Source organism: Nodosilinea sp. FACHB-141, from assembly GCF_014696135.1.
Taxonomy (GTDB): Bacteria; Cyanobacteriota; Cyanobacteriia; order Phormidesmidales; family Phormidesmidaceae; genus Nodosilinea.
In genome coordinates this window covers 60341-73107 of the sequence record NZ_JACJPP010000029.1, presented here as the reverse complement: position 1 = coordinate 73107, position 12767 = coordinate 60341, and the positions used below count along the sequence as shown (strand labels likewise).

Below are 12767 nucleotides of genomic sequence, written 5' to 3'. Positions count from 1 at the left end.
GAGTTGCTCATGAGACGGCCAAGGATGCTGCCTAAATGCTAAAGCTCTCTAACGACGATCGCAAAGCGTTGCGCGAAGCTATACAATCGGCCTATCCAGACCGGGCCAGCCTAGAAATTTTTGTAGACGATGAGCTTAACCAAAACCTGGCGGTGGTGGCAGGGGATGGTAAGCACGACAAGGTTATCTTTGATCTGATTAAGTGGGCGATTGCTAAGGGCTACATTGATGACTTAATCTTGGCTTTGGCGGCAGATACCGAAAATCGACCTGATATTCAGCAATTTTGTCGGCAGGTGCTGCGGCAGCGGCTGGTGCTGAACCCGCCCGACGGCGTAACCCGCGAGCTATCTTTAGATTTAGACCCTAGCGCCTGGGATATCGACATTCGTTCTGAAGAGCTAGAGGGGTTTTTGCCCCAGCAGTTTACCTTTGAAGCCGATGTTGGCAAGTTGCAAGAGGGTCTGGGTCTGGCCAATGCCGTATGCAAAATTACTTTTAGCGATCGCCCTGCTAGGGAGAGCGGCACTGGTGTGCTAATTGCCCCAGACCTGGTGCTGACCAACTTCCACGTGCTTAGCCGCGAGGTTGGAGCTGACTTAAATGCGTTGGCACAAACGGCCCAGTTTGAGTTTGGTTACGTCAGTACCCCCTTTGGAGAGCCGCGCCGGACTCAGCAACTGACGGTGGCTGGGCAGACTCCTGTGGTGGCGGCTAGTCCCATTGCTCAACTTGACTACGCGCTGATTCGGCTTAGTCCTGGTACAAACTTTGCTGTTAAACCTGTGCCTTTGAATGCTACGGCTCAGCTCAAACCGCGATCGCCCCTCAACATTCTCCAGCATCCCGAGGGCGAAGCGCTGAAGGTCTCTCTTAGCAACAACGGGGTGGTAAAAACTAATGAGCCAAAGGGGCTAGTGCTCTATGTCAATCCAACCAAGCAGGGGGCGAGTGGATCGCCCTGCTTTGACGACGACTGGCACCTGGTAGCGCTGCACCACAAAGCCCTGCAGACCAGCTTTGGCAGCGTACGAGAGGGTATCTTAATGAGTGCTATCTATCCGCAAATAGCATCGTTTTTGTAGGCAGGTAAGAACGTAGACTATGGGGCGACGTATTGTTTCAGAGCAGTTAGAGAGTGGAGCCGCACTCAATGTGCCGCCCGATGACTACGCGAGTCGGTTGATTAAATACATTCCTACTGAAGGGGTTGGGTACTGGCTGGCGGTTAGCGGCATCATCCAGAGCGGCGGTGACGACATTCCTCAAGCAGGGCTGCTGTGGCTGTTCTTTGTGATTGGTCTGGTTGTCACTTTCCTTTGGCTCCGCCGCCAGACCAGAGAGCCCGGCAAGCGCACGGCCTGGACGCAGATTTGGCTGGCATGTGGGGCGTTTGTCGTTTGGGTGTTTGCCGCTGGTGGCCCATTTGCCGCTTCCTTTGACTGGTATAGGCCGCTGTATGGGTCGCTGGCGTTGATTACCTATACGGCCTTAATCGGGTTTGTGATTCCACCAGAGAAGTAAGTCGTGATCAATTGGGATAACGAGCAGCGACAAGTGTTTCGGTTGGCTTTGCAAGAGGCCTACACCGACTACGATGCCCTAGACCTGTTTGTCGATGAGGCTATGGACGTTTCTCTAGCCGAGATCGCCCCTAAGGAGAAACTAGACAAAGTAGCTTTTAAGCTGCTGAGGTGGGCTCAAGAAAAACGTAGACTAAACGAGCTGTTTGAGAAATTTTGCCAGGCTAATCCTCAGACTAAGGATGCCTTAATTACTAGGCTACAGCCACACCTTTTGATGAGCCGCTCAAGTAACTTAGACGAAGCTGATTGGACAACTTTGTTTGACAGGTTTGATGCAGATGATGCTCCTTATCTGCAAATTGCCTTTCGGCAGGGGTTTTTAGCGGCCTATGGACACAGCTTTGAAAAATTGCGGCCCGATCGCCCGCCATTGAGCAGTCTTAGTGACCTTCAAGCGGTGCTGGCAAAGTACGACTCCCCAATCTTGGCCGTTCGTTTTGTCGAAGGTGCAATCGCAGAGCTGCGCCGTTTCAGTGAAAACAATAGCCGAGACATGAGCGAGCTAGAAACTTGGTGCGATCGCGTCGCCGCACGATTCAACGTGCCGCCCCCTGACCCACCAGCCGATCAACCCACTACTCGCCATGCCTACCTGTTAGTTGCCCTTGAAGAGCACGGGCCTGATGTCAACGTCTATCCAGAATTGCGTATTACCGGCGTTGAGAAACCCATTGGATTTGGCGCTAGCCCCACAACCTGCTCAATGGTCGTTGCTGTAGACCACATCTCGACTTGGATTCACCAGGCCGAAGCTGCCCTAGAGGCCGATGCCAGCGACGATGGAGAAGTTACTCTAGAGATCTTCTTGCCCTGTAACTATTTAGACCAAGACATCGCCACTAGCTGGCTTGCAAAAGACAAACGTGGTGAAGAGGTGGCCCTGGGAACCCATCGCCGGTTTTTGGTGCGATCGATAGAGCGCATTCGCGATCGCCAGATTCAGCAAACCTTGGCTCGCCGATGGCAACAGCTCGAAGCCTGTGCCGATGCCCAAGCCATGTGTAATCAGCTTCATCGCCAAGAAACCTATCTAGAAGAACGAGGTGCCTTACGAGCGTTGCTCAAAGACTTAGATGCCCTGGGCCTGAAGTTCGTAGGCCAGCTACCTGCTGACCCCGTCAAACGTGCCAATCTACTTTATGAGATTATTGATTCGGCAATCCCCATTGCTCTGTGGTCATCGGATGTTGCCATTGGCGATATCAATACCCTAGAGGCTGAGTTCGATGCTCTGCTGACCGATTGTCGGTTGACTAACTTTGCCGATATGGCCAGACGCTGGCGACTACGGCGCACGCAGTCGCCAGCGGCAAAACCGATTAGACTTCTCTGTGACCGGCCCGATCGCCTGCCCCAGCTGCCTGACCCCCGCCGTGAAGAAGACCTGCTTGTTGCCTCTTAGTCCCTCGCTTTGCCTCCTATGTCTTGGAAATATTTTCACGGAAGAGTCGACGAGGCTCTGGAGCTAACTCAGCCTCAGGAGCTAACCCAGCCTCCAGAGCTGCCCCCCTGGCGACAATTTTTGCCCCGGAGCGAAGTGGATGCGGTAAAAGATAAAGAGTACTGGCAAACCCTGCGTCGTCTTGCGGCCAAAGATGGACGCTCAGTGCAGCGGGGTAGCAGCTTTCGTGTGCAGCTCGACGACAAGGGCCAGTCAGATATTGTTGATGCGGTTAATGCCGCCATTCACCTGCGGCGACCGTTGCTGGTGACAGGGGTGCCGGGGGCGGGTAAAACTTCCTTGGCCTATGCCATTGCCTACGAGCTCCAACTTGGCCCAGTGCTTACCTGGCCCATTACGGCCCGCGCCAACCTGGTAGATGCCGAGTATCGCTATGATGCGATCGCCCGCCTGCAAGATGCCCAGCTCGACAAAACCCGCCAAAGCTCCCCCGAGCCAGCGCCCGAAGAAGAAGGTAACCTGGGTGACTACATTCAACTTGGCCCCGTGGGTACAGCGTTTCTACCGTCCCTGCTGCCTCGGGTTTTGCTCATCGACGAAATCGATAAAAGTGACCTGAACTTGCCCAACGATCTGCTCAACCTCTTTGAAGAGGGCGAGTTTGAAATCCCTGAGCTGGCTCGTCGCAAGCGCCAGCGGGGCGGTGAGGAGACAGACCTCCCCGTTGAAGTACGCACCGCCGACCCCGATCTGACGGCACCGATCACCAATGGTCGGGTTAAGTGCTGCGAATTTCCTATCGTGATTATGACCAGCAATGGGGAGCGCGAATTCCCACCCGCGTTTTACCGCCGCTGTTTGCGAGTCAAGATGCCCAACCCCACTCCAGAGTCATTACTGCCTATTGTGCGATCGCACTTTGCCACCGCCGACCCCGCCGGTTGGACCCAGGCCGAAACCAACCTTACGACCCTCATCGGCCAGTTTCTAGACAAAGAGAACAAAACCGATCGCTCTACTGATCAGCTTCTCAACGCTATTTACTTCATGTCCCGTGATGAAGCCCCCAACGACGTTGAAATGACACGCCTGCAAAATCTCCTGTTCCGCCGTCTGAGTGAGGGCGACTAATGAGCGGCGCTGGGGCCACAGGAGCGGCTGGCGATGGTGTCAGCAAGCTAGTCAAGCTGCTGGCAGAAGACCGGAAGTTTACCAGCGTTGAAATTGCCGACACCCTTTGGCTAGCTACCAAAATGGAGGTAGCTACCCCTGGAGCAGTTGTTGAGACCAAACGGCCTCCTCCGACCCCGCTACCGTCTGTAGATCTAGGAGGAGATCTACCCGATCTGGAACCTCCCCCCCTGCCTCCGCCGACTACCCCCCAGGTCAACATTGCTGCCCCCACCCCCCAGACCGGGGTGCTGCCGCCTAAAACACTGCCTGTGTGGTTGGCTGACCCCCCCATGCTGACCGATGCGCTAGCTATTATTCGCGCGCTACGACCTCTGTTACAAAAGGTAGACGCTGGTGTCGGCAGACGACTTGACGAGCCTGCCACCGTCGAAAATATTGCCCGCACGCGCCTGGTTTTACCGGTTTTACAGTCCGAGCAGCGACCTTATTTCGACATTATTTTGGTGGTCGATCGCGGGTCGTCGATGCATATCTGGCAGCGCCTGGTCAAAGATGTGGTGCGCATTTTGAAGCGCTACGGCGTGTTTTGGAATGTGCAGGTGTTTGACCTGAAGGTTGACCCCGAGGCCAAGCCACCAGAGGAGCCAGTGCTGCTGGTCTCTAACCCCCAGCGGCCCGGTCACCGCCCCAGCGAACTCATTGACCAGCAGGGTCAGCGCATTGCCGTGGTGCTAAGCGACTGTGCTGGCCCCTACTGGTGGAATGGCACCCTGCTGCCCATGCTCCATAGCTGGGGGGCAATGATGCCGACCATGGTCTGGCAGGTGCTTCCCGGCTGGATGTGGAAGCGCACGGCATTGGGGCGAGGCACCGCTGTGGCCCTAGGCAACGATGTTTATGGCGGGGCCAACCAGTGGCTTAAGGTGCAGCTGCAAGAGCGTGACGAGTCCGACAATTTGGGCCAGCGCATCTCGCTGCCGGTGGTTACCAGCAATCCACACGACCTGGCCCGATGGAGTCTGATGGTGGCAGGCGATCGCCGTCAGGTTACCCCCGGCTTTTTACTGCCCCTCCAGGGCGGCACTGTACCCCGATCCAGATCCTATGAAGACATTGCCCAAGACCGTGCCCAGCAACGACTGACCGCTGCCCCCGACACCGACCCTGCTGCTGCCCTCAACCAGGCGCTCAATACCCTGGCTCTCGAACGGGTTGAGCGGTTTCTAGAGCTAGCCTCTCCCGAGGCGCAGCGGCTGATTATGCTGCTGGCGGCAGCCCCGGTAATTACCCCGCCGGTGGTGCGGCTGATTCGCGATGCTATGCTTCCTGAGGTGACATCACCCCTGCCGGTGGCAGAGGTGTTTTTAAGTGGGTTGTTGCAGCGCTTGCCGGGGCAGTCTGCCAGTGACCTAGAGCAGGCGGTTCAAGCTGCGGCTGAGCAGGCCGAACCCGATGAGCTAGACCAAGTAGCCCTAGATGCCCAAGACCTGGTGCAGTACGACTTTGCCCCTGGCGTCAGGCCGGTCTTGCTAACGTTTTTGCCTCCGGTAGACACCATCGATGTGATCAACAGTGTCTCCGCTGCGGTTGAGCGACGCTGGAACCAGTTCTCTACGGAAGATTTTCGTGCCTTTCTCACCGACCCTACTGTGCAGGTGGCCGAAGAGTTGCAGGGGATGCGATCATTCGCTAGCGTCACCGCTGATATTTTAAATCAGCTGGGTGGTGACTATGCCCAATTTGCCCAGGCCTTACGGCAGGGTGCAGAACCTGCTCAGCCCACAAGGATAGGAGGGTTTGACCCCAGTGACTTCCCTCTCCAAGACATTGAGTACGACGTCGCCGAGTTCATCAACTTCCCAAGCCTTGAACCTTTTAAGTTCATTGAGGCCCACTTTGAAGATGACACCTCCACCTTTCCGCCCCCTCTTCAACCCGATGAGTTTGTAGTCATTACCCTAGAAACTCAGACCGACCCGCCGCCGCCCGATAACCTCGAACAGTTTGAGTTCACCATCGCCACCCTGCACCGTGACCGTGGCCAATGGCAAATTCAACGCCAGCCTAGCTCGGCGTATCGCTTCATCGAGCAGTTGACCGAGCCTTCGTCTCCCTCACTATTCAGAGGCATAGCTCAGCGCCTCAACTTTCAACACAATGCCGATAGAGTCGGCCTCGAAATGGTGTCTATCCCAGGCGGCACCTTTGCAATGGGCTCTCCAGATAGCGAGCCAGATCTTCAGGCTAACGAAGGTCCACAGCATGAGGTGACGGTGCCATCTTTTTGGATAGGACGCTACCCGGTTACCCAGGCGCAATGGCGGGCGGTGGCAGCTATGCCGCAGGTCGATCGAGAGTTAAAGCCTGATCCTGCTCGGTTCAAAGGCGAAAACCGCCCTGTGGAACGGGTAACTTGGTTTGACGCGGCAGAGTTCTGTGCCCGTCTCTCGGCCCATACAGGTCGTCAGTATCGCTTACCCAGTGAGGCCGAGTGGGAGTATGCCTGCCGGGCTGGCACCACAACCCCCTTCCATTTTGGCGAAACCATCAGCTCAGAACTAGCCAACTATCAGGGCAGTACGGCCTATGCCGATGGGCCTACAAGGGAAGATGCGACAAAAACTACTTCCATAGACCACTTTGGCGTTGCCAATGCCTTTGGCCTCAGCGATATGCATGGCAATGTGTTTGAGTGGTGCCAAGACTACTGGCACAGCAATTATGAGGGTGCTCCTACAGACGGAAGTGCTTGGATAGAAGGCAAAGATTCGGAGCAACGTGTTTGCCGCGGCGGCTCTTGGTTCAGCTTTCCGAGAAATTGCCGCTCCGCGTCCCGCAGCAATAGCAGGCCCGGTTTCGTCAGCGACTACGACATCATCGGTTTTCGGGTTGTTTGTTCGGCCCCCAAGACTCTTCAGCCGCCCACCGGCTAGCTCTTGCCCTTTACCCTTTTGCACTTTTGCCCTCAAAAAAGAAAAATACGGTTGTCTCCTCTGGTGCGTTAGCGCTTCGAAAGTCCTTCGTAGCCAGAACCTGGGGTGCTGTGCCAGCCTTAGCGATCCAGTCTAGTGTTGAGTAAAATCCAGTCTCGTCCCCCAATTTTTCGATGCTCTAATGGCACCACCCCAACTCACCCTCAACAAACGCCAGGGCCGCAATCGGTGCTACGACGAAGTTCTGGCCGATCGCGTGCTGTCCCTGCGAATAATGCAGATTCCTGCTGGCACCTTTCTCATGGGCTCTCCAGGCGACGAGCTAGAGCGACGTAATAACGAAGGCCCCCAGCATGAGGTCATCCTCTCTCAATTCTTTATGGGCAAATACCCCATCACCCAGGCCCAGTGGCGGGCGGTGGCCGCCCTGCCTCACGTAGAGCGGGAGTTGAAATTTGACCCATCGCGCTTTAAGGGCGACCCACGCCCCGTAGAGCAGGTGTCTTGGTACGACGCAGTGGAATTTTGCAACAGACTAACAATTTTGACCAACCGCCAGTACCGTCTACCCACCGAGGCCGAGTGGGAATACGCCTGCCGGGCAGGTACCACAACCCCCTTCCACTTTGGCAAAACGATTACTACTGAGCTCGCTAACTACCGAGGCACCGATAACGAAGAATACAAGTGGTCCGGTTCCTATGGTGATGGATCCAAAGGCGACTACCGCGAAGAGACCACTTCGGTGAACCAGTTTGAGGGAGCCAATGCCTTTGGCCTCTGCGACATGCACGGCAACGTTTTGGAGTGGTGTCAAGATTACTGGCATGACAGCTATAAGGGTGCGCCCATCGACGGCAGCGCTTGGTTGACTGAGAGCGCTAGTCGAATTCTACGCGGCGGCTCTTGGTCCTCCTATCCGGGGTACTGCCGCTCCGCGTTCCGCACCTACGACGAGCCCGACGTTCGCAGCAACTACATCGGTTTTCGTATTGTCTGTTCGGCCCCCAGGACTCTTTAGCCGCCCATCGGGAAACCCTTTGATTAGGTCGTAGGTCTTTTGAATAATGGGCAGATCAGCAGCCATCGGTCTTTGCTGTGGAGTAAAGCCAGAAGTCAGAATACAGCACTCAGCAGCCTGTGACTGGCTGTATTCTAGTCTTGGGGTAGGCCCAAAAACGCGGCGGCGATTGGAGCAACAATCCGTTCGCGCAGCGTTGCCCAGCAACGGAATTTCTGTTCTACGTACCGCAACAGCAACGAGCCCGGCAAAGATAACAACAACATCGGTTTTCAGGTTGTCTGTGCGGCCCCCAGCACTCTTCTATTGCCCTTGTGGTTGGTCAGAACTGGCAGGTGTGAATCTGTCAGGCGTGCCTCAGAAGAGCCCAGACTTACTCCGGTGATGCCCCAGGGCATCCACTAATTAAACCGATCAGCTATTTTGGTAGGGCAACCGAAGACCAGCTGGCCTTCCAATCTCTAAAAACAAGGAAAGCTTAGAAAGACTGCTATGGAGGTATCTGCACAACAGCGTCACGAATTGCAACAAGTTCTACTGAGTAAATTTTCTGGGCGCGATGACTTAGCGTCTTTGCTGGAGAAATATTTACATCTCAACTTAGACGAGGTCGTTAGCAGTGCGAGCTATGAAGGCGTTGTCTCTCAACTTATTGACTTCTTAGACCATAGAGGACAAATAGGTGATTTGTTTTATGCGCTTGATACTACTAGCCTAAATGATCCACAAATTCAAGCACTTCAGCGTTCTCTATTTCCTTCAGCGCTTACCCTTCGTCGCACCCCCCGCACCGCCCATGGCTTTGTCGAGCCCCTGCTAGTAGGGGGTGATGCTCTGCCCTTGCACATGGTACTAGTGCCCGGTGGCACCTTCCTGATGGGCTCCTCCGACGATGAGCCAGAGCGAAAGGAGGATGAAGGGCCTCAGCACGAGGTTACGGTGCCGCCCTTTTTTATGGGCCGCTACCCCGTCACTCAAGCGCAGTGGCGCGTGGTTGCTGCTATGTCCCAGGTCAAGCGAGAGCTACATCCAGACCCCTCTCGCTTCAAAGGCGACAATCGCCCTGTGGAGCAGGTGTCTTGGTACGACGCGGTAGAGGTTTGTGCCCGTCTCTCGGCCCATACAAGCCGTCAATATCGCCTGCCCTCTGAAGCTGAGTGGGAATATGCTTGCCGGGCTGGCACCATTACGCCTTTCTACTTTGGCAACACCCTGACAACCGAAGTGGCCAACTACAAAGGCAACTCCACCTACGCCGATGGCCCTGAAGGAGAATATCGCGCAGAGACCACCCCTGTAGACCACTTTGGCATTGCCAATGCCTTTGGCCTTTGCGACACGCATGGCAACGTCAATGAGTGGTGCCAAGACCACTGGCATGACAGCTATGCAGGTGCCCCGACTGACGGCAGTGCCTGGATAGAAGGCGGAAATCCCGATAAACGGATCCTACGCGGCGGCTCCTGGTACGACCTTCCGAGGTACTGCCAATCCGCGCACCGCTACCCCTACGTGCCCGACTACCTCAGCTACTTTCTCGGTTTTCGGGTTGTGTGTTCGGCCCCCAGGGCTCTTCATCTGCCTACCGGCTAGCCCTTGCCCTTTACCCTTTTGCACTTTTGCTCTAAAAAAGAAAAATAGGGCTTGCTCCCCCTGGCGTGTCAGCGCCTCGAATTTTCGACTCTTCCCTTCTGGTCTGGCTGTGACTGTCTGCATGAGGGTTGAATAGTTGCCTCATGTGCAACTCGGCTAGTTGCCTCTTGGCGCAGCTATCAAGACAACTACAACGGAACTAAAAGGGTTCAAATCGCAGCTTGGCTACTATGGGCATTTTAGGCACTGATTGTATGACCATGAAATTTGTAGGGGCTCTTGAGCGTTGATGTGATCTTTTATCCTTTGGGCTAGTAACCTTTCAAAGCCTTTGCCTTGTTGTTCCTCCATTTAAGCTGCCCCCATGAATCAGCTCACTGACCAATTCAGAAGTCAGCTACCCCTGTGAGATCGGGCTTTGACCAGTGCTAAGAACCCGGAAAAACTTCTTGCACTTAGCGTTATTTCAGGGCAATTAAAAAGCGATATTGACTAGATTATTGAGTGGTAAGTGCGAAATAACGCTTCCTCGCTGCCGGGTGCGGTCGCTACTACGGGGGCGACATTTTGCCCAGACAACGACCAGGCAGAGCAGCTCTGTCTATTTGATGTGGAAGGACCAGGGGGGACTGAGGGAGATGTCCTTCTTGATGACCAGGTAGAAGCGCTCGTGACCAAGGTGCTTAATGAGGTGCCAAAAGAAGATCAGCGCTATTTCTTACTACGATTCCGGTTTAAGGCCCTCCTTGAGGCTCTTGAGCGATTCTCCCAGCGGGAGCGAGAGCAGTTTACCGTCTGGCTTGTTGAGGCGGTGCTGAAAACGCCCGAGGAGCACAACGAAACGAAGGGCAATGAATAAATGACGGGGCAATCTCCAGACTTCGTTTCTTTCGATCCCCCTACTCCTCCCCTCCCCTCAGCGCTTGAGCACTTCGCCTTTGGGATCACTTCTGAAACTGGCAACGAAGCCAACTATGCGGCAGCGGATCTATCGAGGCCCGAATACACCCTTCGGATTAAAGACATGGTCGCAGAGGAACGACCTCGGGAGCGGCTTAGGCAATTGGGTCCTAAGGCGCTCTCACTAGCAGAACTTTTATCTATTCTCGTTGGGCCAGGGCAGGCACTACCGGGCCGCTCCAGTATCGAGATAGCGCATGCGCTCCTGGGGACTCTCCACGATAGCGATGCTGCTGACGGCATCAAGCGACTTCAGAAGATTACTGTTGAGGAGCTACTCCACGTGCCAGGTGTGGGACTAGCGAAGGCAGCCAGTATCGTAGCCGCGATTGAACTTGGGAAGCGAGTGTTTCACCACATTCCTGCTTATCGAACTGTTGTGGATGATCCAGCAATTGCAGTAGCGGCGCTTACCCCGTATCTTATGTGGGAGCCCAGAGAGCATTTTGCTATGGTGTGCCTCGATGTGCGGCATCAGCTTCTCTCAACGAAAGTGCTCACGATAGGAACGGAGACAGAGACCCTGGCACATCCGAGGGATATTTTTCAGGCTGCGCTTAAAGCTGGAGCAGCACGGATAATCGTTGCGCATAATCACCCTTCAGGGAGCCTTGAACCGAGCCCAGAGGACTTGGCCCTCACCAGGCAACTTCTTCAAGGCGCAAACATTATTGGGGTGCCGGTGCTCGATCATCTCATTCTGGGCGGAGGCACATACCGGAGCTTGAGGGAGACGACGGGGTTGTGGCAGGAGGAAACGTAATAGGCAGTGGGAGGAGTCGTTATCCACAATCTATTTTCTATAAAATAGATTGTGGAAAATAACTTCTATTTTCTCCTGCAACTTTCCTTAAGTTCACTGAGCTTAGCTCGCAGTTCGTCTAGGTCGCCGATGTCGGTCCAATCGACTGGCATTGCGCGAAGGAGCTCGATGCCTGCTTGGATGATGACCTGTTTTTTAAGTTTCTTGCCGTGTTTGCGCCGGCCTTCTTTGACTACCTCATCGAGCCAGTCATTGATATCGCGTGTGACTTGAAGACCAATAGACTCCTTATCACTTCCTTCGACCCCCACCAAAAACTCTGGTGTTGTTTCCTGCAAGGTAGGGGACTGTAGTGGTTTTTGGAGCTCACTTGGTTTAGCAGCAATGGAGACGACCTTCTCCACTAGCTGCTCTGATTCCGGTTCTGGTTCGGGCTCAACCTGGGCAGGTACCCTTTCCTCTGGATCAGTCGTCGGTGAGAACAGGCTAAGAGGGCTATCTCCCAACCCGGACCTTTTCTTAGCTGATTGTTTATCTGACACGCTTCATAACCTCCTCCGTTAGCTGCTGGTAGGCCATGGCTCCAGAGGAACCTGGAGCGTGGTCAAAGATGGAGGCCTGAAAGCTAGGAGCCTCTCGAATCTTGACCGTTTCAGGGATCACCGTTTCGAACAGGCGATCACCGAAATGTTTTTCGAGGGAGTCGAGCACGTCTTTGGCGATATTGAGACGGCTATCATAGCGAGTCGCTAACACTCCCAAAATCTCAATTGGATGTTCGAGGCGGTTTTGGATCAAGCCCAGGATTCGCTCAATTACAGGAATTCCTAAGAGGCCTAGGTAACTCATATCGACTGGAACTAGCACCTGTTTAGCGGCCATGAGGGCGTTAACCGACAGAATGCCTACGTTTGGAGGGCAATCGGTCAGAATTACGTCATATTCGTTGATGACCGAGGAAATAGCCCTTCTTAAAAGCACCTCGCGGCCATGAAGACCAGAGATAGGAATTTCCGCTTCAGCAAGAAGGATATTTGAGGGGACCACGTCAACCCCTGATTCGGTCTTAACGATTGTGTCTTTAATAGAGGCTTTCTCTTGCAGCACCTCGTCAATACGGTGCTGTAGATCGGCAATATTAACGCCGAGCGCGACACCAGCATGGCCTTGCGGGTCAATATCAACCAGTAGTACGCGCAGGTTGTGGAACCGTTGGAGGCCAACGGCGAGGTTGTACGAAGTAGAAGTTTTTCCTACCCCACCTTTGGCGTTAAAAACGGCAATGGTATGTGCTGGCACGGCCCTGCTCCTTAAAGAAGTGCGGTAGTTAGAAGGCCAAACATAGGAATTATAAACTATAAAATAAACTCTACAA

At 54.4% G+C, this 12767-nt stretch carries 11 protein-coding genes; 9 read left to right on the top strand and 2 right to left on the bottom strand.

Translation table 11 applies throughout. The annotated features are described in order from the left end of the window. Positions 1-35: 35 nt before the first annotated feature. The 9 genes from H6F59_RS25565 to radC all read left to right on the top strand — a co-directional run bounded on the left by H6F59_RS25565 (position 36) and on the right by radC (position 11392). Positions 36-1085: a trypsin-like peptidase domain-containing protein gene (locus H6F59_RS25565; RefSeq protein ID WP_190707859.1), complete on the top strand. Its 1050-nt coding sequence runs from the start codon at positions 36-38 to the stop codon at positions 1083-1085. A 19-nt stretch (positions 1086-1104) separates the two neighbouring features. Further along, a complete protein-coding gene (locus H6F59_RS25560) occupies positions 1105-1524 on the top strand; it encodes a hypothetical protein (RefSeq protein WP_190707855.1) in 420 nt (139 codons plus the stop codon). Positions 1525-1527: 3 nt separating this feature from the next. Continuing rightward, the gene (locus tag H6F59_RS27455; protein ID WP_190707852.1) at positions 1528-2988 is read left to right on the top strand and encodes an effector-associated domain EAD1-containing protein; all 1461 of its coding nucleotides are present in this window, start codon (positions 1528-1530) and stop codon (positions 2986-2988) included. 18 nt (positions 2989-3006) lie between these two features. Further along, positions 3007-4119, top strand: coding sequence for a MoxR family ATPase (locus H6F59_RS25550; protein ID WP_190707849.1), 1113 nt, complete (start codon positions 3007-3009; stop codon positions 4117-4119). Continuing rightward, positions 4119-7055, top strand: a complete 2937-nt coding sequence (locus H6F59_RS26625) for a formylglycine-generating enzyme family protein (protein ID WP_242021701.1) — start codon at positions 4119-4121, stop codon at positions 7053-7055. The genes H6F59_RS25550 and H6F59_RS26625 overlap by 1 nt, the downstream gene beginning before the upstream one ends. Before the next feature lie 181 nt (positions 7056-7236). Continuing rightward, a complete protein-coding gene (locus H6F59_RS25540; RefSeq protein WP_190707844.1) occupies positions 7237-8076 on the top strand; it encodes a formylglycine-generating enzyme family protein in 840 nt (279 codons plus the stop codon). A gap of 687 nt (positions 8077-8763) precedes the next feature. Continuing rightward, positions 8764-9669 (top strand): formylglycine-generating enzyme family protein, encoded by a 906-nt coding sequence (locus tag H6F59_RS25535; protein WP_397194754.1) that lies wholly within the window; start codon positions 8764-8766, stop codon positions 9667-9669. A gap of 511 nt (positions 9670-10180) precedes the next feature. Beyond that, positions 10181-10528: a hypothetical protein gene (locus H6F59_RS25530; RefSeq protein ID WP_190707838.1), complete on the top strand. Its 348-nt coding sequence runs from the start codon at positions 10181-10183 to the stop codon at positions 10526-10528. After that, positions 10529-11392 (top strand): DNA repair protein RadC, encoded by an 864-nt coding sequence (radC, locus tag H6F59_RS25525; RefSeq protein ID WP_242021699.1) that lies wholly within the window; start codon positions 10529-10531, stop codon positions 11390-11392. A gap of 65 nt (positions 11393-11457) precedes the next feature. Here radC and H6F59_RS25520 read toward each other — a convergent pair whose 3' ends face one another. Together H6F59_RS25520 and H6F59_RS25515 are read right to left on the bottom strand one after the other, a co-directional pair. Continuing rightward, positions 11458-11934 (bottom strand): hypothetical protein, encoded by a 477-nt coding sequence (locus H6F59_RS25520; RefSeq protein ID WP_190707834.1) that lies wholly within the window; start codon positions 11932-11934, stop codon positions 11458-11460. Beyond that, positions 11924-12691, bottom strand: a complete 768-nt coding sequence (locus H6F59_RS25515) for a ParA family protein (protein WP_199325985.1) — start codon at positions 12689-12691, stop codon at positions 11924-11926. The genes H6F59_RS25520 and H6F59_RS25515 overlap by 11 nt, the downstream gene beginning before the upstream one ends. Positions 12692-12767: the final 76 nt, after the last annotated feature.

Coding starts and splice junctions, on each gene's coding strand:
- H6F59_RS25565 (WP_190707859.1), top strand. CDS start 36: ATGCTAAAGCTCTCTAACGACGATCGCAAAGCGTTGCGCGAAGCTATA.
- H6F59_RS25560 (WP_190707855.1), top strand. CDS start 1,105: ATGGGGCGACGTATTGTTTCAGAGCAGTTAGAGAGTGGAGCCGCACTC.
- H6F59_RS25550 (WP_190707849.1), top strand. CDS start 3,007: ATGTCTTGGAAATATTTTCACGGAAGAGTCGACGAGGCTCTGGAGCTA.
- H6F59_RS26625 (WP_242021701.1), top strand. CDS start 4,119: ATGAGCGGCGCTGGGGCCACAGGAGCGGCTGGCGATGGTGTCAGCAAG.
- H6F59_RS25540 (WP_190707844.1), top strand. CDS start 7,237: ATGGCACCACCCCAACTCACCCTCAACAAACGCCAGGGCCGCAATCGG.
- radC (WP_242021699.1), top strand. CDS start 10,529: ATGACGGGGCAATCTCCAGACTTCGTTTCTTTCGATCCCCCTACTCCT.